Source organism: Janthinobacterium sp. 67, from assembly GCF_002797895.1.
Classification (GTDB): Bacteria; Pseudomonadota; Gammaproteobacteria; order Burkholderiales; family Burkholderiaceae_D; genus Janthinobacterium.
The window spans coordinates 1,597,756-1,620,066 of record NZ_PGES01000001.1 but is presented as its reverse complement, the minus strand read 5'-3'; the positions used below and the strand labels follow the sequence as shown (position 1 = coordinate 1,620,066).

18 protein-coding genes are annotated in these 22,311 nt (G+C 63.2%); 8 read left to right on the top strand and 10 right to left on the bottom strand.

Annotated elements, in window-relative coordinates; all coding sequences use genetic code 11:
- Positions 1–25: 25 nt before the first annotated feature.
- Together CLU90_RS07270 and pgeF are read left to right on the top strand one after the other, a co-directional pair.
- On the top strand, positions 26–1,051 hold the full coding sequence (locus CLU90_RS07270; protein ID WP_046683027.1) for an RluA family pseudouridine synthase: 1,026 nt from the start codon (positions 26–28) through the stop codon (positions 1,049–1,051).
- Positions 1,051–1,836 carry a peptidoglycan editing factor PgeF gene (pgeF, locus tag CLU90_RS07265; RefSeq protein ID WP_100427544.1) on the top strand — a complete coding sequence of 262 codons (786 nt, stop codon included), beginning with the start codon at positions 1,051–1,053 and terminating at the stop codon, positions 1,834–1,836. Before CLU90_RS07270 ends, pgeF begins: the two co-directional genes overlap by 1 nt.
- A gap of 16 nt (positions 1,837–1,852) precedes the next feature.
- Here the strand turns inward: pgeF and CLU90_RS07260 are convergent, their stop codons facing one another.
- On the bottom strand, positions 1,853–2,086 hold the full coding sequence (locus CLU90_RS07260; protein WP_314607287.1) for a hypothetical protein: 234 nt from the start codon (positions 2,084–2,086) through the stop codon (positions 1,853–1,855).
- Positions 2,087–2,191: 105 nt separating this feature from the next.
- Between CLU90_RS07260 and phaC the strand changes: the two genes are divergently transcribed.
- Positions 2,192–3,907, top strand: a complete 1,716-nt coding sequence (phaC, locus tag CLU90_RS07255; protein ID WP_100427543.1) for a class I poly(R)-hydroxyalkanoic acid synthase — start codon at positions 2,192–2,194, stop codon at positions 3,905–3,907.
- Positions 3,908–4,131: 224 nt separating this feature from the next.
- Positions 4,132–4,695 (top strand): polyhydroxyalkanoate synthesis repressor PhaR, encoded by a 564-nt coding sequence (gene phaR / locus CLU90_RS07250; RefSeq protein WP_092709520.1) that lies wholly within the window; start codon positions 4,132–4,134, stop codon positions 4,693–4,695.
- 100 nt (positions 4,696–4,795) lie between these two features.
- Here the strand turns inward: phaR and CLU90_RS07245 are convergent, their stop codons facing one another.
- Positions 4,796–6,391, bottom strand: coding sequence for a hypothetical protein (locus CLU90_RS07245; protein WP_157808766.1), 1,596 nt, complete (start codon positions 6,389–6,391; stop codon positions 4,796–4,798).
- 308 nt (positions 6,392–6,699) lie between these two features.
- Between CLU90_RS07245 and rimO the strand changes: the two genes are divergently transcribed.
- Both rimO and CLU90_RS07235 read left to right on the top strand, forming a co-directional pair.
- Positions 6,700–8,055 carry a 30S ribosomal protein S12 methylthiotransferase RimO gene (gene rimO / locus CLU90_RS07240; protein WP_198511299.1) on the top strand — a complete coding sequence of 452 codons (1,356 nt, stop codon included), beginning with the start codon at positions 6,700–6,702 and terminating at the stop codon, positions 8,053–8,055.
- Positions 8,056–8,171: 116 nt separating this feature from the next.
- The gene (locus tag CLU90_RS07235; RefSeq protein ID WP_092709511.1) at positions 8,172–9,338 is read left to right on the top strand and encodes a cystathionine beta-lyase; all 1,167 of its coding nucleotides are present in this window, start codon (positions 8,172–8,174) and stop codon (positions 9,336–9,338) included.
- A gap of 38 nt (positions 9,339–9,376) precedes the next feature.
- Here the strand turns inward: CLU90_RS07235 and CLU90_RS07230 are convergent, their stop codons facing one another.
- Positions 9,377–9,739 carry a DUF4870 family protein gene (locus CLU90_RS07230; RefSeq protein WP_100427540.1) on the bottom strand — a complete coding sequence of 121 codons (363 nt, stop codon included), beginning with the start codon at positions 9,737–9,739 and terminating at the stop codon, positions 9,377–9,379.
- A gap of 91 nt (positions 9,740–9,830) precedes the next feature.
- Between CLU90_RS07230 and CLU90_RS07225 the strand changes: the two genes are divergently transcribed.
- Positions 9,831–11,699, top strand: coding sequence for a serine hydrolase domain-containing protein (locus CLU90_RS07225; protein WP_157808765.1), 1,869 nt, complete (start codon positions 9,831–9,833; stop codon positions 11,697–11,699).
- Positions 11,700–11,703: 4 nt separating this feature from the next.
- Here CLU90_RS07225 and CLU90_RS07220 read toward each other — a convergent pair whose 3' ends face one another.
- From CLU90_RS07220 to CLU90_RS07190, 7 genes are all read right to left on the bottom strand, one after another.
- Positions 11,704–11,961 (bottom strand): hypothetical protein, encoded by a 258-nt coding sequence (locus CLU90_RS07220; protein WP_100427538.1) that lies wholly within the window; start codon positions 11,959–11,961, stop codon positions 11,704–11,706.
- On the bottom strand, positions 11,958–12,812 hold the full coding sequence (locus CLU90_RS07215; RefSeq protein WP_157808764.1) for a DUF692 domain-containing protein: 855 nt from the start codon (positions 12,810–12,812) through the stop codon (positions 11,958–11,960). Before CLU90_RS07215 ends, CLU90_RS07220 begins: the two co-directional genes overlap by 4 nt.
- Complete coding sequence (locus CLU90_RS07210; RefSeq protein WP_100427537.1) at positions 12,802–13,719, bottom strand: TIGR04222 domain-containing membrane protein; 918 nt, start codon at positions 13,717–13,719, stop codon at positions 12,802–12,804. Before CLU90_RS07210 ends, CLU90_RS07215 begins: the two co-directional genes overlap by 11 nt.
- A complete protein-coding gene (locus CLU90_RS07205) occupies positions 13,716–14,444 on the bottom strand; it encodes a nucleotidyltransferase domain-containing protein (RefSeq protein ID WP_157808763.1) in 729 nt (242 codons plus the stop codon). The genes CLU90_RS07210 and CLU90_RS07205 overlap by 4 nt, the downstream gene beginning before the upstream one ends.
- A 108-nt stretch (positions 14,445–14,552) precedes the next feature.
- Complete coding sequence (serB, locus tag CLU90_RS07200; protein ID WP_100429393.1) at positions 14,553–15,395, bottom strand: phosphoserine phosphatase SerB; 843 nt, start codon at positions 15,393–15,395, stop codon at positions 14,553–14,555.
- Positions 15,396–15,450: 55 nt separating this feature from the next.
- On the bottom strand, positions 15,451–18,894 hold the full coding sequence (gene mfd, locus CLU90_RS07195) for a transcription-repair coupling factor (protein ID WP_100427535.1): 3,444 nt from the start codon (positions 18,892–18,894) through the stop codon (positions 15,451–15,453).
- Positions 18,895–19,112: 218 nt separating this feature from the next.
- Positions 19,113–20,048 carry a 5'-nucleotidase gene (locus CLU90_RS07190; protein WP_092709496.1) on the bottom strand — a complete coding sequence of 312 codons (936 nt, stop codon included), beginning with the start codon at positions 20,046–20,048 and terminating at the stop codon, positions 19,113–19,115.
- 340 nt (positions 20,049–20,388) lie between these two features.
- Between CLU90_RS07190 and CLU90_RS07185 the strand changes: the two genes are divergently transcribed.
- Complete coding sequence (locus CLU90_RS07185) at positions 20,389–22,152, top strand: methyl-accepting chemotaxis protein (protein WP_100427534.1); 1,764 nt, start codon at positions 20,389–20,391, stop codon at positions 22,150–22,152.
- Positions 22,153–22,311 lie beyond the last annotated feature (159 nt).

The following is a 22,311-nucleotide window of genomic DNA, read 5'->3' as shown; positions in this document are numbered from 1 at the left end:
TGTGATATTAACTCCGAAGCCTAATTTGGCTGACCCCGCGTTTGACTCCCTTTCTGACCATGCCGCTGAAGAGGCGTTTGACGGCGATTTTGCCGCCGACGACGTCTTCGAGGAAATGGCCCCGATTACATTGGAACTGACGCCGGACGCCTGCGGCCACCGCCTCGATAAAGTCATCTCCAAGCTGGTGCCGCAATACTCGCGCAGCCGCTTGCAATTGTGGCTGGAAGCCGGTTTCGTGACCGTCGATGGAAAAGTTGCCAAACGCAACATGACCGCCTATGGCGACGAGAAGATCGTCATTCTGCCGCAAAGCGCGCCGGAAGACGAGGCTTTTAAGCCGGAAGCGATGGAATTGAACATCGTGCACGAAGATGAGCATATCATCGTCATCAACAAACCGGCCGGACTGGTCGTGCATCCGGGCCCCGGCAACTGGTCGGGCACCTTGCTCAACGGCTTGCTGCACCACTGTCCGCAGCTGGCTGGCGTGCCGCGCGCCGGCATCGTGCACCGCCTGGACAAGGATACGAGCGGCCTGATGGTCGTCGGCAAGACCCTGGCCTCGCAAACGGACCTCGTGCGCCAGTTGCAGGCGCGCACCGTCAAGCGCGAGTATTTCGCGCTCGTGTGGGGCACGCCAAAAATGGCGGGCACCATCGACGCATCGATCGCGCGCCACCCGCGCGACCGGGTCAAGATGGCCGTCTCGGAAAACTTTACGGCCAAGCCCGCCATCACGCACTATGAATTGATCGGCAGCGGCGAACTCGACCGCCGTCCCGTGAGCCTGATGCAATGCCGTCTGGAAACAGGCCGCACGCACCAGATCCGCGTGCACATGCAGCATCTGGGCTTTGCTCTGGTCGGCGATTACGTGTACGGCAAGCAGCACCTGGTATCCGTCTTCTCGCGCCAGGCGCTGCAGGCGCGTCGCCTGGGTCTCGTGCATCCGGGCACCCTGGAAGCGTGCGAATGGATCGTGCCGCTGGCCGATGATTTCGCGCAACTGATCGCCACGGCCGGCATTCCCGAGCCGGAACAGGTCTGATGACGTCGCCGTTGCCTTGCATTGTTCCCCATTGGCCAGGCTTGCCCGCGAACGTGGGCGCGCTGGCGACCGTGCGCGCGGGCGGTGTCAGTGAAGGTCCGTACGGTGACGGGCAGGGCGGCGGTGGCTTGAACCTGGGCACGCACGTGGGCGACGACCCTGTGTACGTGGCCGCCAACCGGGCGCGGCTGGCGGCCATCTTGCCTGCCGAGCCGGCCTGGCTGTCGCAGGTGCATGGTGTGGCAGTTGCCGATGCTGCCAGCTTGCACGGCTGCGTGCCGGACGCCGATGCCAGCATCGCCGCCTTGCCTGGCGCCGTGTGCGTGGTGATGACGGCCGATTGCCTGCCGGTGCTGTTTTGTTCGAGCGATGGCCTCGTCGTCGGCGCGGCCCATGCGGGCTGGCGCGGACTGGCCAATGGCGTCTTGCAGCGCACGGTTGCAGCCATGCGGGCACAGGGCGCGACGGATATCCTCGCCTGGCTGGGGCCGGCGATTGGTCCGCAGCAATTCGAAGTGGGGCAGGACGTGCTGCAAGCGTTCCGCGACGGCGCGCGCGACGACGCCGAGCGGCAAGTGTTGAGTGCGGCCTTCGCCGCCATCGCTGGCAGACCGGGCAAGTACCTGGCCGATATCTACGCGCTGGCGCGCACCCTGCTGTTGCGCGATGGCGTGGCGCAAGTGGCGGGAGGGGAATATTGCACCGTCAGCGATGCGGCGCAGTTTTACTCGTACCGGCGCGATGGCGTCACGGGAAGACAGGCCAGCTTGATCTGGCGCAAATAATCCGCACGGCAGACACTTATGTGTCTGCCGTTTTTGTTTTATCGTCTGCTGAGGCTTGGGCGCCCGCTCTCAGTTCCGCGATGCGCGCCGCCTTGCGTTTGCGTCGCCGCGAGCCCGTCAGATAGAATAGGATGGACAGGGGGATGACGCAGTACAGCACGAAGGTCATTACCCCGGCGACGATGGACGGTTCCGTCAGCGCCATGAGGCCGACGACATAGATCCAGGCAACAGCGGTCATGAGCATCATTGGTATTGCCAGTCAGTAAAAGTTTGCATGCAGGTGGCCCGGAAGTAATTATTTATTAATTCTTGAATGGACTTACATATCCCTATGAATATGCCCGATCCTCAAATGATGACCAAAGAATGGATGGCGCAGATCAGCAATCCTGAGCAGTGGAAGACGTGGTTCAACATGGTACCGCACCCCCAGGGCAATCCGATTGCCGGCATTTTGCAGGATGCGGGCGCCAGCATCAAGCCGGAAGCGATCGAACAACTGAAAAATGCCTACGTGGCCAAGCTGACGGGCTTGTGGGCCGACTTCATGGCCGGCAAGGCTCCGGAGCTGAAAGACCGCCGCTTCGCCGCGCCCGCCTGGCACGCCAGCCCTTTGTCTGCCTTCAATGCGGCCGCCTACCTGCTCAATGCGGAGTTTCTCAGCGCCATGGCCGACGCCGTGGAAGCGACGCCGCACCAGAAGCAAAAGATTGCGTTTGCCGTGCAGCAAATCGTCGACGCCATGTCGCCCGCCAATTTTCTTGCCACCAATCCCGACGCCCAGCAAACCCTGATCGAGACCAAGGGCGAAAGCCTGGCCAAGGGCCTCAGCAATATGCTGGCCGACATGCAGAAGGGCCGCATCTCGCAATCCGACGAATCGGCCTTCGAAGTGGGCCGCAACGTGGCCACCACGCCGGGCACGGTGGTGTTTGAAAATGCCTTGTTCCAGCTGATCCAGTACACACCGACGACTGCCACGGTACACCAGCGTCCCCTGCTGATGGTGCCGCCATGCATCAATAAGTTCTATATCCTTGACTTGCAGCCGGAAAATTCGCTCGTGCGCTACGCGGTGGAGCAGGGCAATACCGTGTTCCTCATGTCCTGGCGCAATCCGGACATGAGCATGCAGCACCTGACGTGGGACGATTACGTCGAGCAAGGCGTGATCGAAGCCATCAAGGTCACGCAGGATATTTCCGGTCAGGACAAGCTCAATATGTTCGGCTTTTGCGTGGGCGGTACCATCGTCTCGACGGCGCTGGCCGTGCTCAAGGCGCGCGGCGAGAATCCCGCCGCCAGCCTGACCCTGCTGACCACTTTCCTCGATTTCTGCGACACGGGCGCGCTCGACGTCTTTATCGACGAGCCGCAGGTGGCGCTGCGCGAGCAGACCCTGGCCAAGGGCGGCCTGATGACGGGCCGCGACCTGGGCAGCACTTTCTCGAGCCTGCGGCCGAACGATCTCGTGTGGAATTATGTGCAGTCGAATTACCTGAAGGGCAAGGAGCCGCCCGCGTTCGACTTGCTGTACTGGAATGGCGACGGCACGGGCTTGCCGGGCCCCATGTTCTGCTGGTATCTGCGCAACACTTACCTGGAAAACAGCCTGAAAGTGCCGGGCAAGCTGACGGTGGCGGGCGAAAAGGTCGACCTGAGCAGCATCGACGCGCCCGCTTTCATCTACGGTTCGCGCGAAGACCATATCGTGCCCTGGGGCGCGGCTTACGCCAGCACGGCCTTGCTGAACCCGAAAAAACCGAAAGCCAACCGTTTCATCCTCGGTGCGTCGGGCCATATCGCCGGCGTGATCAATCCTGCCTCGAAGAAAAAGCGCAGTTACTGGAGCAACGACCAGCCCCGCACGGCGAAAGCCAAGCCCTTGAGCGCCGAGCAATGGATGGAAGGCGCGACCGAACACGTGGGCAGCTGGTGGCCCGAATGGGCGGCGTTCCTGGCCGAACACGGCGGCGCCCAGGTGAAGGCGCCAGGCAAGCCGGGCAACAAGCGCCACGCGGCTATCGAGGCGGCACCGGGGCGGTATGTTAAAGTCAGGGCGGATTAATTTACAAAGCGTTTTTGCTGACGAGGCCGGCGTAATCTCCGGTCTGGTCAGGAATCTACTTTTAGTTGCGTTGCAATAAATAAGGGAATCTACTACCCTGATGTGCAATGGAGTTGTTTTCCCCTCTATAATGCAAAAAGTAGGCAGGTGCGAAAGCGGACCCTGGTTCGCTTTTTTTTCGAATCAACTCAGTATGCGCTGCGGCGCAATAAGTGGAACTTGTGATGAGTAGTGCAAAAAAAAGTATAGACCGCCTGATTAAAAAATATCCCAACCGCCGTCTGTACGACACGCAAACCAGTTCCTACATCACCTTGACGGACGTCAAGCAGCTGGTGTTGGACAATGAAGTGTTTACCGTCGTCGATGCCAAATCCAATGAAGATTTGACGCGCAGCATTTTGCTGCAAATCATTTTGGAAGAGGAAGCGAACGGCGCGCCCATGTTCTCGAGCAGCGTGTTGTCGCAGATCATCCGCTACTATGGCCACGCCATGCAGGGCATGATGGGATCCTACCTGGAAAAGAACGTGCAAGCGTTCACCGATATCCAGCACAAGTTCACGGGCACGTCGGCCGGCAGCTTCGAAGGCAAGCCATTCAGCCCGGAAATGTGGACCCAGTTCATGAATGTCCAGGGCCCGATGATGCAAGGCATGATGAACAACTACATCGACCAGAGCAAGAGCCTGTTCGTGCAGATGCAGGAACAGATGCAGAACCAGAGCAAGAATCTGTTCGGCACCTTCCCGTTTGTGCCGCCGGTTCCGCCGACGGACAAAAAATAAGCCGCAGCCCATGCGGTCCACGCAACGGCACGGGAACTCCTGTGCCGTTGTGCTTTGCGGGTGCCATGCCGGCTGCTGTCGATGGCGAGTGCGGAAGCGCCTATCGTTTCAGCTGTTGCAGCGTGGAGAGCAGATCCTGGTTTGAATGCTCGAGCTTCCATTTCCTGGCATTATCCATGGAGCTGTAAATGCTGACGTTACCCTTGAAATCTTCCTGAATGCTGAGAGCCAGGCCGGAGGGGAAAATCAATGGGGCGTGGCGCAGTGTGTATGGCGCATACGGTCCCCAGGTTTTACCTTCGTCGCTACTGACCAGCAGTGCGCCCTCGTTATACATGCCGGCCTCCATCAGCAATCTGCCGTCATTGAGGGGTGCCACGGGCGACATCAGGACTTTGAATGGCGACACGACAGGTGTCCAGTTCTGGCCACGATCCCGTGAAACATAGGCGTCCGGAAACCGTCCTCCCAGACCAGCCGCTACCAGAACGCTTTGCGTGCCATTGGCTTGATGGATAAACTCTGTCAAGCTTTTCTTGTGCGGGCTAAAGCGCTCGGTCAACTTGCCCGTGCTGTAATCGAATTCGCCGATCACGCCGCTTTCCAGCGCATAGCCGATGTGGCCCGCGTCTTGCCATGTCCATAACAAGCCCGGGCCGTGCAGCCACGAGCCGGGCAAGGTGGAACGGTGCACGGAGCGCCAGTCGCCAGCGTCCAGTTGATTCGCATGGAAAATGTTCAATGCGTCTCCCTTGCGATGCATCACGTACCAGCCATCCTTGGGGTTGCCACCGATGCGCAGCAGGTTGCCGGGCGGCAGGTTGCCTGTGTCGACAGGAAACAGCTCGTCACTGTCACGCGCCTTGCGCAGCAGGGAGCCGGATTCGCCTACCGCGATCAACTCGGCATTCGGCAGGTCTACGGGGAACACGCAAGACAGCGACTCCACCGATGGGGCATTGATGATCTTCCATTGGCCTTGCGTCGAGCGCATCAGGACGGCGCCCATGCGGCTGGCGGCAGCCACCCGACCATCGGGCATTTCGGTGGCGCACTCGGCCCCGGCCGGGTGGGCGCGGGCAAATTGCTCGACATTGTCCTGCGCGTGGTGCGGGGTGCTCCAGCCCAGGCTGGCAGCGGCGCCGAATAGCTTGCTGTAGTCGGGGGCAAAGCGCTGGATCAATTCCGCATTGGATACCACCTGCGCGCTGCGACCGTATTGCACGCCGAAATCGCCGCGTGTCACAATCAGCCGACCCAGATCCGCCGATTTTCCCGTTCCGATTTTGAAGCTTCCTACGATGGTCGAGTACACATGCAAGAGCTTGTTGGCCCGGGTGTCGATCAGTTCGACAAACTCATATTCGCCAGGGGGCAGGGTGCCAATAAACAGGGAGGTATCCCCTGCCATCGCGCTCTCGACCTTTGTCATCACCAGGTTTGCGGAGACCAGCTTGAAATCACTGCGCTGCTCGCCCGCCACCACCTGGCGTAACTTGATCGAATTGAATCCGTAAATATCTTTGGTGTTCGACGTGATGCTGACCACCACCGGGGTCTCTCCCGATTGTGCGCTCATTTTCAGTGGGTCAACGACCGACGTGTTGACGACGCAGCCGCTCAGCAGCAATACAGACATGCCGCAAGCCGCGACAGCCAGGCGTCGCGCTTTCAGATTGGAAAAGGAAAAAGACATGGAATTGATTTAGTTTTTTAAAAAACAATTATATGTCAGACCATTAATTTCCCTAAGGCATTATTTTTAATTTCTTGATACCGATGATGCATGGTGGGAGCTTGTTCGGCCACTGCTTCGATGGCAGTGGCCGGAACAAAACGGCAGTTGCAGCGTTGCAGATGCGCCAGCAAAAGAAGCCGGCCCTGACAGCATGGGGCGGCTCGGGGTACAATAGCCGATTCGCCTCACCATTTTATTAGCTGCCAACCATGTCTGAAATTCACCGTATTCCCGTTCCTTCCGCCCAGCCCGAGGCCATGCTGGCCATGCCAGGTGCGGCGCCGAAAGTGGGCTTTGTCTCGCTCGGCTGCCCGAAAGCGCTGGTCGACTCCGAACAAATCCTGACCCAACTGCGCGCCGAAGGCTACGAAACGGCGAAATCCTATGCTGGCGCCGATCTGGTGATCGTCAATACCTGCGGTTTTATCGATGCTGCCGTGCAAGAGTCGCTGGACGCCATCGGCGAAGCGCTGGCTGAAAATGGCAAAGTGATCGTGACCGGCTGCCTGGGCGCCAAGAAAGATGCTGCCGGCGACGACATCATCATGAAGGTGCATCCGAAAGTGCTGTCCGTCACGGGTCCGCACGCCTTGGCCGAAGTGATGGATTCCGTCCACTTGCACCTGCCGAAGCCGCATGCGCCTTTCCTCGACCTGGTGCCGCCGCAAGGCGTCAAGCTGACGCCGAAGCACTATGCCTACCTGAAAATTTCCGAAGGCTGCAACCACCGCTGCAGCTTCTGCATCATCCCGTCCATGCGCGGCGACCTCGTCTCGCGTCCGATCGGCGAACTGATGATGGAAGCGGAAAACCTGTTCAAGTCCGGCGTCAAGGAATTGCTGGTCATTTCGCAAGATACGTCGGCGTATGGCGTGGACGTGAAATTCCGCTCCGGCTTCTGGAATGGCCGTCCCGTGAAAACCCACATGACGCAGCTGACGGAAGCGCTGGGCGAGCTGGCCAAGTCCTACGGCGCCTGGGTGCGCTTGCACTATGTGTATCCGTACCCGCACGTGGACCAGATCATCCCGATGATGAGCGGCGGCCACATCCTGCCGTACCTCGACATTCCGATGCAGCATGCGCATCCTGACGTCCTGAAGCGCATGAAGCGCCCGGCCAGCGGCGAGAAAAACCTCGACCGCATCCAGGCCTGGCGCGCCATCAACCCGGACCTGACCATCCGCTCGACCTTCATCGCCGGTTTCCCAGGCGAAACGGAAGCGGAATTCGAGTACCTGCTTGATTTCCTCAAGGAAGCGCAGATCGACCGCCTGGGCTGCTTCGCGTACTCTCCTGTGGAAGGCGCGACCGCGAACGAAATCGCCAACCCCGTGCCGGAAGAGCTGCGCGAAGAGCGCCGCGGCCGCGTCATGCTGCTGCAGGAAGAGATTTCTCGCAAGCGCCTGCAAGCGAAGGTCGGCAAGACCGTGCGCGTGCTGATCGATGAAGTCACCCGCTCCGGCGGCGTGGGCCGCTCGTCCGCCGATGCGCCGGAAATCGACGGCGTCGTGTATGTGAAACCGCCGTTCGAGCCGCACCGCAAGCTGGCCGTTGGCCAGTTTGTTGACGTGACCATCACCTCAGCGGACGCGCACGACCTGTGGGGCGCCGCAGAATAAAAATTTTATGCAGGTGTAACACTCTGTCATACGTACGGCAGGCAAGGGCATAAGCCCTTACAATCAAGGCGGACCAGCACAGACTGGCCCGCCTTTTTATTTTTGCCGACGACGCCATGACCACACCCAAATCCCTCCAGACGGCGCTGATCCACAGCGATTACCAGGCGCCGCAAGGCTTTGCCGCGTTTCCCAACGCCATCCATCACGCCTCGACCGTGCTGTTCAAGGACGTCGCGGCCATGCGCTCGGGCGACTGGAAAGACAAGAACGCCTACACCTACGGCTTGCACGGCACGCCCACCACGTTCACCCTGGAAGCGCGGCTGGCCGAGATAGAAGGGGGCAAGCATTGCCTGCTGGCGCCGTCGGGGCTGGCGGCCATCGCCATGGCGGACTTTGCCCTGTTGAAAACGGGCGACGACGTTTTATTGCCGGAAAATATATACAACCCGAACCGCGAACTGGGACGCTGGCTGGCGCAGGATTTCGGCATCACGGCCCGCTATTACGATCCGCTCATCGGTGCCGGCATCGCCGCCCTGATCCAGGAAAACACCAAACTCATCTGGACGGAAGCACCGGGTTCGGTGACGATGGAAGTGCCGGACTTGCCCGCCATCTGCGCGGCCGCCCGTGCGCGCGGCGTGCTGGTGGCTTTGGACAACACCTGGTCGGCCGGCCTGGCCCTGCGCGGCTTCGACCTGGGCGTGGACATCATCATGCAGGCGCTGACGAAATACCAGTCGGGCGGCTCGGACGTGCTGATGGGCGCGCTCATTACGCGCGAGCGGGCGCTGCACGAGCGCCTGGCGCAGGCGCACATGCGTCTGGGCATGGGCGTGGGGGCGGACGACGCCTATCTGGTGCTGCGCGGCTTGCCGACCATGAAGCTGCGCTTCGACGCCCATGACGCGGGCGCGCGCACGGTGGCCGCCTGGCTCAAGGGCCGCAGCGAGATTGCCACGGTGCTGCATCCCGCATTCGAGGATTGCCCGGGCCACGCCATCTGGCAGCGCGACTTTACCGGCGCGGGCGGCCTGTTTTCCGTGCTGTTCGATGCCCGCTACACGGAGGCGCAGACGGACCGTTTCGTCGATGCCTTGCAGTTGTTCAAGATTGGCTACAGCTGGGGCGGCGCGAACAGCCTGGTGATGCCGTACCGCATCGCCGCCATGCGCAAGGGCTGGCAACTGCCGGGCCAGCTGGTGCGCCTGAACGTGGGGCTGGAAGATCCGCAGGACTTGATCGCCGATATCGAACGGGCGTTCGCGGCGATGTAGCCCTGTGCGGGCAAGCACGATGGCTTGCCCACAAGCATTTACATGGGGACGGGGCTGTTGTTGTTCAGGTCGATGAAGCCGCGCAGCAGGCGGTAGGCTTTCCACAGCCAGGCCACGCCCCACACGATGAGCGCCAGCGGAAGGCCGATCAGCGTGACCCACAAGATGGCGCCGACGACGATCCAGACCACGTACCACCAGAAGGAGCGGATCATCCAGCTGTGATGGCTGTGCACGAAGGTCCCGGCCGCCTCGTCCCGCTTCACATAATTGATGATGAGCGGAATGAAGGAAAACGCGCCCAGCGAAAACACGAAGCTGGCGCCATGTATCAGGTACAACCACCAGGCCAGTTTCTTGGTCTGCTGAAGTTGGGTATCCAAAATAATATCTTGTGACATGCGGGCTCCTGCTTGATTGTTTGCTCAGGTTTTGATTGTAACAAGCTATCTTGCGCGGGAGCGCAGTCCATGGAAAAGGCGGAATACATTGTTGAAACGAGATCGATATCCGACCCTGGCCGCGCGCGCCAGGTCGTGGCTGCAGCGGGCCGTGCCGGCCTTGCTGCTGTGCTGTGCCACCGTGGCCCACGCCGCCGGCCCTACCTTGGAGGCGGAGTTTGCGGCCGGCTTGAAGGACGAGGGCCTGGCGGGTGCCGTCTGGAGCGAAGTCTTGCCCGACGGAACAGTCAAAGTCGGCGCGTCCGGCTTGCGCGATGCCGCCAAGCAAATACCGATGCAGGCGGACACGCGCATGCAGGTGGGCTCCGTGGGCAAGGTGGCGCTGGCACTGGGCGTCCTGCGCCTCGTCAGCGAAGACAAGCTCACGCTCGACACGCCCTTGCAGCAGGTGCTGCCGGAAGTCGCCCTGAGAAATCCGTGGCTGGCCAGCGACCCCGTGCGCATCCGCCACTTGCTCGCGCATACGTCGGGTATCGATAATGTGCGCTTCTGGCAGGCGTTCAGCCTGAACCCGGCGCCGGACACGCCGCTGGCCGAGGCCTTCGACGGCGGCGGCAATCTGCTGCGCGTGCGCGCCCGGCCCGGCAGCCGCTATGCGTACTCGAACATGGGCTATGGCTTGCTGGGCATGGTGATCGAGAAGGTCACGGGCCAGCCCTATGAGCGCTACCTCGATGCGCAGCTGCTGCAGCCGCTGGGCATGGCGGACAGCACGTTTGCTTTCGTCAGTCAGGCGGGATCGCTCGCGGACCCGCGCCTGGCCATGGGCCACTTCGAGCATGGCGTGGCGCAGCCGGCCGTGCCCCAGTATTTGCGCCCGGCCGCGCAGTTCACCACCACGGCGGCCGACATGGCCAGGCTGGCGCGCTTCCTGATGGGAGACGGCAAGCTGCAGGGCGCGCAGTTCATCGACCTGGCCCTGATGGGCGCCTTGTCCGAGCCGGCCGGCACGGATGCGGCGCAGGCGGGCCTGGCCACGGGCCACGGCCTGGCGCTGGCCGTGCGCGACCGCCATAACGTGGTCGGCGCCTGCCACCCTGGCACGGCCGTCGGTTTTCGCGCCATGCTGTGCATCTACCCGGAGCAGGACAGCGCCTTCTTCGTGGCCTTCAATACGGATGCCGAGCGGGCCGACTATGAACGCTTCAACCGCCTGCTGCTGCGCGACCTGGAGCTGCCGCTGCGCGCGCCGGCCCCGCGCGGTACGCCCGCGCCCACGGTGGAAAACTGGCAGGGCGTCTACGTGCCGTCGCCGAGCCCCATGGCCAGCATGGCCTGGGTCGATGCCGTCTTCGGTTTTACGCGGCTGAAATGGGATGGCGAGTCGCTGTTCCTGATCCCGTTCCAGGGCGAGCCGAAGGAACTGGAACCGGTGGGCGGCCTGCTGTTCCGCGCCAGCGACCGCAGCACGCCGTCGCACGTGCTGATGCAGGAAGACGGCAAGCATATCCTCAGCGACGGCCTGCGCAGCTATGAGCGCGCGTCGATGCTGCGCATGCTGGTGCTGTGGGGCAGCCTGGCCCTGGGGGCTGCCGGCTTGCTGTACGTACTGGTGGTGGGCGTGTGGCGCGCCGCGCTGCGCAGCCTGGAGCGGGGCGACCATCTGTTCGCGCCTTTGCTGGCCATGCTGGCGCTGCTCTTGCCGCTGCCGTTTTTCTATTTCCAGTCCTACCTGCGCCTGGGCGACGTCACCATCGCCAGTGTGCTGCTGGTATTGGTGACGGGCGCGCTGCCGCTGGCGACGGCGTTCGGCCTGGCCCGCTGCTGGCGCAGCCGCGGCACGCCGGCCGAGGCGGGCTCGTGGGCGAAATGGGATTGGGTGGCCTTGCTGGCGGCTTTGCAACTGCTGCTGGTGCTGGCCTGGTGGGGATTGCTGCCGCTGCGTATGTGGCAGCTGTAGGCCGTCAGGTCCAGCCAGCAATCAGCCGGCGCCACCAGCGTTGCGCCGGTGCCGCCCGGGTACCGTGTGCGGTGCGCTTGGAACGATAGCTGGCCGCCGCCATCTGCAGGCCGATGCGGTCGATCGCCGCCATCGCTTCCGCTTCCTGCGGCGACAAGCCATGCAGCAGGGCTTGCGCATGGGGTTCGAGCAGGAAGGCGGCACGCAGGGCGTCGTCCGTGTACAGCCTTGCCAGATAGGTTTCCAGTGCGGGGGAACTCATGCGGCTCGCCCCGCGCGCAAGGCCGCGCGCGCCAGTTCCAGCTGGCCCAGCACATGCTCGAACGACGGGTAATTGCCGTCGCGTTCGACGATTGCCGTCAACGGTTGCGGCGCATGGCGCGCCAGCACGGTCAATAAAGCAAAGACTTCGGGCGGCACGTCGTGCAGGTGGTCGTCCAGCAGCCGCTGGCCGCCGTCCGGCGCAGCGATCCAGTGGCCGCCGCTTAGGTGCACGGCGCCGACCCTGTCCAGCGGCAGGCGCAGCAGCAGTTCCTGCGGCGACTCGCCGGCATTGACGGCATTTGCATACAGGTTGTGCAGGTCGAGCAGCAGCGGCACTTGCGCGCCGTGGATAATCTGCGCCAGCCATGCCGCTTCGTCCATGGTGCTGGCCGGCGGCTGGACCAGGGTGGCGATGTTTTCCATCAGCGGCGCGCTGCCGACGATGCGCGTGGCCAGCGCGATATTGGCGATGGCGCCGGCGGCGCTGTGCGGCGTGCGCGGCGGCGCGGCCAGGTGGCCGATCTCGATGCCGCCGGCGCGCACGAAACTCAGGTGCTCGGACCACGATTCCGCCTGCACCGCTTGCATCAGGCGCGCCATCGCATGCAGCCGGCGCGGCTCGGCGGGAATCGTCGACGCCAGTCCCATGCCGACGCCATGCAGGCTGACCGGCACCTGCCGCGCCAGGCTGCGCAAGGCGGCGATGCCGGCGCGCGAGGCGCCGTAATAATCGTCGGCGATCACTTCCAGCACGTCGATCCGCGCCAGGTTGGACAGGATGCCGGCAGCCAGTTCGGCGCGCCAGCCCAGGCCGACACGGTCGCGCGCGGTCTCCTGGCTAACTGCCACAGCCGCCGCCACCGCCGCATCCCCCACAGCCGCTGCCGCCGCCGTCACCACCGCCCGATGACGAGTCGCCCGAGTCGCCCGTGCTGCCGGACGAGGAGTCGCCACCGCCATTTTGCCGGGGCACCGGATACAGCTCGGCGACATACGCGTACACGGACAAGGGCAGGGCGCTGATGCCGAAGATGGCGGCCAGCAGCGCCATGTCGGCGCTGCTGTTGCCCGCCTGCAGGCGCGATGAGCGCATGTTCAGCCGGCCAAACAGCATGCGCAGGTCGGTCAGCAGCCGCTGCGCGCTCCAGCTGCTCGCGCTGGTGCGCAAGCCGCGCAGCATGAGGAGAAAAATCGCCAGCAGGACCGCCAGGAACAGCAGATTGTAGTGCTGGCGGCTGATGGCGATGACGGCCTTGACGCCGGCCACCGTCAGCAGCAGCCAGTGCGCGGCCCAGGTGATGCGTGCGCGCCGGCGCAGTAGCTGCGGGCCGACCAGCAATTCCTGCTGCGTCAACGTCTCCTCGTAGGCGCGGCACGACGGCAGCATCTCGGCTTGCACGGCCAGTTCCTTGCTGTGCCCCTGGCGCCCCAGGTACAGCCGCAGCACGTCGCGTTCGATATCGTGGCTGGCAAAGCGCAGGCTGTCGGCGTTGGCCGTTTCCAGCAGCGGGCCGTCGGCGCGCAGCAAGCCCCGGTCGACCAGCACGATGGCGGCGATTTTCACGGCTTCGAGGGCGCCACCGCGCAGGAACGCGATGCGGTAGGGATCATCTGCCAGCGACAGCTGGGCGTGCGGATTGCGCAATTCCATGCGGATCAGCAGCTCGCGCGCCAGGTAGTACACGAGCGCGCCGAAGATCAGGTAGGCCAGCAGGAACGATGGCCCGCTCCAGTCAAAGGGATTGAAGCCGTTCACCGCATCTGCTCCGCGTGTTCGCGCAGGCGTTCGGTAATCGCCATCAGGCTTGTGAAGGCGGGCAGGGCCTGCCCCGGCGCTAGGCGTGCCGTTTCGCGCGCGGCCGACATGGCTTGCAGGGCGGCGTGCAGGGCCGGGTCGCCCAGCTGGTCGACAAACGCTTCGAGCGCCTGCTTGCCAGATTGTGCAGACTTGCCATCGAGTTGCGCCAGCGAGGCCGCCGCCGAACGCAGGGGGCCGGCCGCGTCCGCGATGGCGCTGGCCAGCTGTTCTTCTGTCAGGCTCAACAGCATATACCGTTCGCGCATGCGCAGCTGCTGGTTCAGCAGCACTTGCCGCAGGCGGCGCAGCACGGCGTCGCGGCTCGTGTGCAGGCTGGCGAAAGGGTCAGCGCCATGCAGCACCCGGTGGCGCGCGATGATGTCGGCAAACTTGACGGCAAAGGCGTCGGCGGCCTGCGCCAATTCGTTTTCTTGCAAGAACATCACCTGCAAATCGATGGCGGCGTGCGCCAGGCGCAAGGGGCCGCGCAGCGCATCGGCTGCCTGTGGCGTAAAGCGCTTGAGCAGCAACAGCAGGTTGACGTCGGAGGTGGCGCGCAGCTGGCCATCGGCGGCCGAGCCAAACAGTACGGCGGCGGCCAGGTCGGCGCCGAAGGCCTTTTGCGCGGCGGCGACGAATATATCGAGGTGGCGTTGTATCTCTTCTGGCAGCGGTGGCGGCATGCGGCGTTCTTTCACAATGGGCTGGCGGATGGTCACAAGTTTTCAATATAGCAAACTTATGCCATCGCGCGCGCACCGCCCGCCCGATAGGGCTAAGCTGGCGCCGACTCAGCTCAAGACGTTGAGCAAGCCATCGAGTCCCACGAAGTTCAGCGCCACGTCGGCTTGCGAGCGCACCACGGGCTTGGCGCGGAAGGCCACGGACAGGCCGGCGATGCCCATCATTTTCAAATCGTTGGCGCCATCGCCCATGACGATGGCTTCGGATGGGGAAATGCCCAGTTCCGCGCACACGCGCTCCACCGTGCGCTGCTTTTCTTCCGCGTCGACGATGCCGCCCAGGACTTTGCCCGTCAGCTTGCCGTCGACGATTTCCAGTGCGTTCGCATGCGTGTAGTCGAGGCCCAGGCGTTCCTTCAGGCGTTCGGTGAAGAAGGTAAAACCGCCCGACACCAGCAGGGTTTTCAGGCCGGCCTTTTGCACGGCCGCCAGCATGGCTTCCGCGCCCGGCGACAGTTTCAGACGCTCGTCGTAGACGCGCTGCAGGGCCGACGCGTCGAGCCCTTCGAGCAGGGCCACGCGCTGCTTCAGGCTGGCGGCAAAATCGAGTTCGCCGCGCATGGCCGCTTCCGTGATGGCCGCCACTTGCGGTTTCAAGCCCTGCATGTCGGCGATTTCATCGATGCACTCGATGGTGATCAGGGTCGAATCCATGTCCATCGCCACGAGCTTGAATTCGCGCAGTTCGCGCTGGCCCATCATGTAGGTGGCGTCCAGCTGCGCCGCCTGCGCCGCCACTTCGATCGTGGGGCGCAGCGCGGGCGAGTAGGCGATCTGTTCGCAGCGCACGGCGTTCGGACCGAGGCGCGTGACGGACGTCGGCGCGGCCAGCGCGGCGATGCGCTCGAGGCGGGCGCTATCGCCGTCAAGGCCCTGCAGGATCAGATTCATGGTGATGGTCTTGGTAGTGGTCATGTGGCAGTCCTGCATTAATTATCGAAATGGTCTATACCGTCAATTGCTTGATGGTGGTCTTGATCTGCGTCACGCGCGCGGCCAGGTCCGGCATGGCGGCCGTGATTTTCAGCTTGTCCTGGCCATGCAGCTTGATATGGCGGTTTTTCTGGATCAGGTCGATGATGCGCATCGGGTCGATCGGCGGCTTGGCCATGAATTGCAGGGTGGCCGCCTCGCCATGCACGTCGATCTTGACGATGCCCACGGTTTTCGCGCCGATGCGCAGGCGGTGCGTCTCGACCAGGGCCTTGACGGCGTCGGGCAGCTTGCCGAAGCGGTCGATCAGCTCTTCCTGGATATCGTCGATCTTCTCTTGCGTGGCGCAGTTGGCCAGGCGCTTGTAGATCGACAGGCGCTCGTGCACGTCGCCGCAGAAGTCGGCCGGCAGCAGCGCCGGCACGTGCAGGTTGATCTCGGTGGTCGACGCCAGCGGCGCGGCCAGGTCCGGCTCCTTGCCCGCTTTCAGCGAACGCACGGCTTCGTTGAGCATGTCCGAATACAGCTGGAAGCCGATTTCCGTCATCTCGCCCGACTGGCTCTCGCCCAGCACCTCGCCGGCGCCGCGGATTTCCAGGTCGTGCATGGCCAGGTAAAAGCCGCTGCCCAGTTCTTCCATCTGCTGGATGGCGTCCAGGCGGCGCTGCGCCAGCTTCGACAGGCCCTGCACGTCGTGCACCAGCAGGTAGGCGTAGGCCTGGTGATGCGAGCGGCCCACACGGCCGCGCAGCTGGTGCAGCTGCGCCAGGCCGAACTTGTCGGCACGGTGCATGATGATGGTGTTCGCCGTCGGCACGTCGATGCCCGTTTCAATGATCGTCGTGCACAGCAGGATGTTGAAACGCTGGGCGACGAAGTCGCGCATGACCTTTTCCAGGTCGCGCTCGTGCATCTGGCCGTGCGCCACGGCGATGCGCGCCTCGGGCAGCAGTTCCGTCAGCATGGCCAGGCGGTTCTGGATGGTTTCCACCTCGTTGTGCAGGAAATAGATCTGGCCGCCGCGTTTGAGCTCGCGCAGGCACGCTTCGCGGATGATGGCTTCGCCTTCGCTGCGCACGAACGTCTTGATCGCCAGGCGCTTTTGCGGCGCCGTGGCGATGATGGAAAAGTCGCGCAAGCCTTCCAAGGCCATGCCCAGGGTGCGCGGGATCGGCGTGGCCGTCAGGGTCAGCACGTCCACTTCCGCGCGCAGCGCTTTCAGCGCTTCCTTCTGGCGCACGCCAAATCGGTGTTCCTCGTCGATGATGACGAGGCCCAGACGCGTGAATTTCACGTCGTCCGACAGCAGTTTATGGGTGCCGATGACGATGTCGATGGTGCCGTCGGCCATGCCCTTGAACGCCTGCGTGATCTCCTTGCCGCTGCGGAAGCGCGACAGCTCGGCGATGCGCACGGGCCAGTCGGCGAAGCGGTCGGCGAAGGTTTGCGCATGCTGCTCGGCCAGCAGGGTGGTGGGCGCCAGGATGGCCACCTGCTTGCCGCCCATGACGGCGATAAAGGCTGCGCGCAGCGCCACTTCCGTCTTGCCGAAGCCGACGTCGCCACAGACGAGGCGGTCCATCGGTTTACCGGAAGTCATGTCCTTGATGACGTTGTGGATGGCCTCGGCCTGGTCCGGCGTTTCGTCGAAGCCGAAGCTGTCGGCGAAGCGCTGGTAATCGTGCGACGAGAATTCGAACGAGTGGCCCTGGCGCAGCGCGCGGCGCGCATACAGGTTGAGCAGCTCGGCGGCCGTGTCGCGCACCTGGTCGGCCGCGCGCTTCTTCGCCTTTTCCCACTGGCCCGAACCGAGCGAATGCAGCGGCGCGTCTTCCGGCGAAGCGCCCGAATAGCGGGAAATGACGTGCAGCTGCGACACGGGCACGTACAGCTTGGTGTCCTTCGCGTATTCCAGATGCAGGAACTCCGTCTCGCCTTCGCCCAGGTCCATGCTGGTCAGGCCCATGTAGCGCCCGATGCCGTGGTTGATGTGCACGACGGGGTCGCCGATTTTCAGCTCCGACAGGTCGCGCACCATCGACTCGACCTGCGTCACGCCTTCCTGCTTCTTGCTGCCGACCCGGCGGCCGGAACCGGCGTACAGCTCCGTTTCGGTGATGAAGGCCAGATTGCCCTCGGGCGTAAACAGCTCGAAGCCCGCATGCAGCGGCGCCACGCCCAGCATCAGCTTGGCGTCGGATTGCAGGAAGCCGTCGCTGCCTTCCACGGGCGTCAGGTGCAGATCGTATTCGCTGAAGTACTGCTGCAAGGTTTCGCGGCGGCCGTTCGATTCGGCGCAGATCATCACGCGGCGTCCCGATTGCAGCAAATAGCTGCGCAGGTTGGCCAGCGGATCGTCGGCGCGGCGGTTGACGGCGATGTTCGGCATGGGCGCGGACAGTTCGGACGCCAGCGCATCGTTCGATTTGCTGATCGCCAGGCGCGCATACGGCTTGGCCAGGCCGAAGAACTGCTCGTCGGACAGGAACAGCGATTCGGGCGGCAAAATCGGCCGCTCGCGGTCCGCCTTCAGGAAGCGGTAGCGCGACTGCGTGTCGGTCCAGAAGCGCCCGATGGCAGCGTCGATCTCGCCCACCAGGGCGAGCGAGGCGTCGGGCGGCAGGTAGTCGAACAGGGTGGCCGTGTGCTCGAAGAACAGGGGCAGGTAGTACTCGATGCCGGCCGAGGCGATGCCGCTGCTGATGTCCTTGTAGACGACCGAGCGCGATGGATCGCCTTCGAACTGTTCGCGCCAGCGGTTGCGGAAGGTGGTGCGGGCCGCTTCGTCCATGGGAAATTCGCGGCCCGGCAGCAGCCGCACTTCATGCACGGGATACAGCGAGCGCTGGGTGTCGGCGTCGAAGGTGCGGATGGTTTCGATGGTGTCGCCGAACAAATCGAGGCGGTAGGGCAGGGCGGACCCCATGGGGAACAGGTCGAGCAGGCCGCCGCGCACCGAGTATTCGCCGGGCGACATCACTTGCGAGACATGGCTGTAGCCGGCCAGGGTCAGCTGCGACTTCAGGCGCGCTTCGTCGAGCTTTTCGCCCTTCTTGAAGAAGAAGGTGTAGGCGGCCAAAAAGGATGGCGGGGCCAGGCGCACGAGCGCCGTGGTGGCCGGCACGATCAGCACGTCGCACTGGCGTGTCTGGATTTCGTGCAAGGTGGCCAGGCGCTCGGAGACCAGGTCCTGGTGCGGCGAGAACGCGTCGTAGGGCAGGGTTTCCCAGTCCGGCAGCAGGTGGCAGCGCAGGTCCTTGCCGCCAAACCAGGGGATTTCATCGAGCAGGCGCTGGCCGTCGCTGGCCTGCGCCACCACCACGGCCAGCATCTGGCCCCGCGCTTTCAAGGCCAAGGCGGCCAGCGCCAGGGCATAGGCGTCGGATGAACCATACAGGGCGGGCAGCGCATAGCGGTTGCCGGGCTTGGGGAGGGCTTTTGTTAAGTCTAAGGACATGCAGGCGATGACACTAGTGGCAGAGGCAGTTGAGTGGAACAGCTGTGGTGCGCGCCGCGCCGCCAGTGACGGCGCTGACAGGCGAGATTATAGACCATCGCCCTTATCTCCGCGCTTGAGAAAACCGTCGCGAGCGGCAGTGATTTGTGGCTAAGAAGCGCAACCGTACGCTGGTACGGTGAGCATCGCAGGCCGCAAAGCACGACGCGCAGCAGGTTTTATCCCGCGCGGGCATTGGCGATGCCGAAGGGGACATGCACCATCGGTATGGTGCCGCCCGCCGATTTCAGGTGGCTCAGCTGGTCGTCGAAGAAGATATGCGGCTTGAACACGGCCAGTACGCGCGACTTGTCCATGCCGCCGAGGAAAAACGTCTCGTCGGCCGCCACGCCCCAGCTTTTCAGGGTCGTCACGACTCGCTCGTGCGAGGGCGCGTTGCGCGCCGTGATGATGGCGATGCGCAGGATCTTTTTATAGCCGGGGTCGCGCCGCTGGGCCCTTTCTTCCAGGCGCTGCATGGTGGCCAGCTTCTGGAACAGGCCGGCCAGCGGGCCGGGGCGGTGCGGCGTGCCCACGTTCAGGGTTTCATGGGCGTGGAATTCATCGACGTCGTTGTTGCGCTTGAAGACGGTTTCCGCTTCGTCGTCGGCGATCACGCCGTCGAAATCGAAGGCCACGCGCAGTTCCTCGTCGTTTTCATCGTCTTCCGTGCGCGACGGCAGCACCAGGCCGGCCGGATAGTCGCAGGCCAGCGCGCTGCGCACGTCGCCTTCATTTGCGCTGAGGAACAGCGAGGCGTTGAAGGCGGGCAGGTAGGGGTAGGGCGACTTGCCCGTCATGAAGGCGGCGCGCGAAATGTCCAGGCCGTAGTGGGCGATCGAGTGCATCACGCGCAAGCCCGTTTCAGGCGAATTGCGCGAAAACAGCACCACTTCCACGGGCGACTGGCGCGGATAGTGCTTGTTGATGTTCAGGAAACGGCGGATGAAGGGGAAGGCCACGCCGCGCGGCAGCACCGTGTCGATATGCGTTTCCTGGTATTTGCGGTATTCCTCGGGGCCGTTGTCCAGATAGACCTGGTGCGATTCGGCCAGGTCGAACAGGGCGCTGGAAGCGACCCCGATCACCAGTTTGTGTTCGATAGGATAAGCCATGGTCTGCCTGTTGTTTGCTTGTTGCTCATCTTATACGACTATCAACTGCGCAGCCAATAGGGAGGCACGGGGATTTTTTGCACCAAAGCGGGGCGCCCTGTCAATTTTTTTGACCGCTGTGCAACACGCGCCACAGGAAAGAAATAAATCTTGTTTTGTATCAAGTATGTATCAGCCAGAACCATATTTTTCCTCTATGCTTCCACTTATCAAATCTCGCCAATTGTAACGAAGCGTACGCCCCATCCCCGCCACCTTTATACAAGTGTCAGCTGTTTTACTCGAACATGCCAGCCTCAACTTTGCCAGCAGTCGTCGTGACTTTATAAAGGATCTAGCCATGTTTAAGAATTTACTGATCAAATGGAAACTGGCGACGCTCGTTGCCGTGATGATGGCGGCCTTGCTGGTGGTGGGCATCAGCGGCTACGCGGGCATCGCCACCGTGGGCAATGCCGTCAATGAAATCGGCGTGGTGCGCCTGCCGTCGATCCAGGGCCTGATGATGATGAGCGAAGGCCAGACGGCCGTCGCCGCCGCCACCCTGACGGCCGCCATCTATGAAAACAATTACCAGGCACAGGACAAGTTTGCGGAAGCGCTGCAGCTGCGCACCAAGGCGTGGAACAATATCGAGGCGGGCCGCAAGCTGTACGAGCCGCTGCCGCAAACCCCCGAGGAAGCCGTGCTGTGGCAGCGCTTCCAGGGCGAGTGGGCGGCCTGGAAGGGCGACGACGACAAGGTGCGGGCCATCTTGCGCCAGCTGGCCGATAACCGCGACGAGCCGCGGCAGAAAGAGTTGTTCGTGGCGTTCTACAAGCAGTACCAGGATTCGCGCGCGTTATTCGGCAAGGCCGAAGGCACGCTCAACGAGATCATCAAGCTCAATAACGGCGTGGCCGACGCCAGCGTCAAGGACGGCAGCGCGGCCGTGGTCCGCTCGGAAAGCCTGATGGTCATCCTCGGCTTGCTGGCCTCCGCGCTGGGCATCGGCTGCGCCGCCTACATCACGCGCGCCATTACCCAGCCGATCAATTCGGCCGTGAAAGTGGCGCAAACGGTGGCTTCGGGCGACCTGACGAGCCGGATCGAAGTGCACACGACGGAAGAAACGGGCCAGCTGCTGCAGGCGCTGAAAGACATGAATTCCAGCCTGGTCAGCATCGTGGGCCAGGTGCGCAGCGGCACGGAAACCATCGCCACGGCCTCGTCGGAAATTGCCAGCGGCAACCTGGACCTGTCCTCGCGCACGGAAGAGCAGGCCAGCTCGCTGGAAGAGACGGCGTCGTCGATGGAAGAGCTGACGTCGACCGTGCGCCAGAACGCGGACAACGCCCAGCAGGCGAACCAGCTGGCGCTGAGCGCCTCGGGCGTGGCGGTCAAGGGCGGCGCCGTGGTGGGCAAGGTGGTCGAAACCATGGACGCCATCAACGATTCGTCGCGCAAGATCGTCGACATCATTTCCGTCATCGACGGCATCGCCTTCCAGACGAACATCCTGGCCTTGAATGCGGCCGTGGAAGCGGCGCGCGCGGGCGAGCAGGGACGCGGCTTTGCCGTGGTGGCCACCGAGGTACGCAATCTGGCCCAAAGGTCCGCTGGCGCAGCGAAGGAAATCAAGACGCTGATCGGCGACTCCGTCGTGGCCGTCGATACGGGCAGCAAACTGGTGGCCGAGGCGGGCAGCACGATGGCCGAAATCGTCGCCAGCGTGCAGCGCGTGACGGACATCATGGCGGAAATCAGCCTGGCCACGCAGGAGCAAAGCTCGGGCATCGACCAGATCAACCAGGCCATCGGCCAGATGGATCAGGTGACGCAGCAGAATGCTGCCCTGGTGGAAGAGGCGGCCGCCGCGGCCGAATCGCTGCAGGAGCAATCGGGCCAGCTGGCCCAGGTGGTCAGCGTCTTCAAGCTCGATGGCGCGCAGGCGCCTGCCGCACGTGCAAACGCGCAGGCAAAGCCGGCCGCGCCGCGTGCCGTGGCGGCCAGCGTAGCGCCGCAGCGTCCCGCATCACGTCCCGCGGCGGGCCGCCCGGCCTTGCGCGCCGTGCCGTCCCAGCGCCAGAACGCGCCGCGCGACGACGAGTGGGAAGTGTTCTGATGGCGTGAAGGCGCCAGCATGCGCTACCGGATGGCCGCCTTGCGCGGCCGTTTTTACATGTATGCGCCGGCGCGCACTGCGGCTACTACTTACTAAAAAAACAGCGTTATTAAAATAGCTGTTTTGCCATCTAAGCAAATCTTTGCAAAACTTAACGCG

Bases quoted from the DNA above. Each gene is read 5' to 3' on its own strand.
- CLU90_RS07235 (WP_092709511.1), top strand. From the start codon at position 8,172: ATGACCACACCCAAATCCCTCCAGACGGCGCTGATCCACAGCGATTAC.
- phaR (WP_092709520.1), top strand. From the start codon at position 4,132: ATGAGTAGTGCAAAAAAAAGTATAGACCGCCTGATTAAAAAATATCCC.
- CLU90_RS07260 (WP_314607287.1), bottom strand. From the start codon at position 2,086: ATGATGCTCATGACCGCTGTTGCCTGGATCTATGTCGTCGGCCTCATG.
- pgeF (WP_100427544.1), top strand. From the start codon at position 1,051: ATGACGTCGCCGTTGCCTTGCATTGTTCCCCATTGGCCAGGCTTGCCC.
- serB (WP_100429393.1), bottom strand. From the start codon at position 15,395: ATGAATCTGATCCTGCAGGGCCTTGACGGCGATAGCGCCCGCCTCGAG.
- CLU90_RS07230 (WP_100427540.1), bottom strand. From the start codon at position 9,739: ATGTCACAAGATATTATTTTGGATACCCAACTTCAGCAGACCAAGAAA.
- CLU90_RS07185 (WP_100427534.1), top strand. From the start codon at position 20,389: ATGTTTAAGAATTTACTGATCAAATGGAAACTGGCGACGCTCGTTGCC.
- CLU90_RS07220 (WP_100427538.1), bottom strand. From the start codon at position 11,961: ATGAGTTCCCCCGCACTGGAAACCTATCTGGCAAGGCTGTACACGGAC.
- mfd (WP_100427535.1), bottom strand. From the start codon at position 18,894: ATGTCCTTAGACTTAACAAAAGCCCTCCCCAAGCCCGGCAACCGCTAT.
- CLU90_RS07205 (WP_157808763.1), bottom strand. From the start codon at position 14,444: ATGCCGCCACCGCTGCCAGAAGAGATACAACGCCACCTCGATATATTC.
- CLU90_RS07245 (WP_157808766.1), bottom strand. From the start codon at position 6,391: ATGTCTTTTTCCTTTTCCAATCTGAAAGCGCGACGCCTGGCTGTCGCG.
- rimO (WP_198511299.1), top strand. From the start codon at position 6,700: ATGCCAGGTGCGGCGCCGAAAGTGGGCTTTGTCTCGCTCGGCTGCCCG.
- phaC (WP_100427543.1), top strand. From the start codon at position 2,192: ATGATGACCAAAGAATGGATGGCGCAGATCAGCAATCCTGAGCAGTGG.
- CLU90_RS07190 (WP_092709496.1), bottom strand. From the start codon at position 20,048: ATGGCTTATCCTATCGAACACAAACTGGTGATCGGGGTCGCTTCCAGC.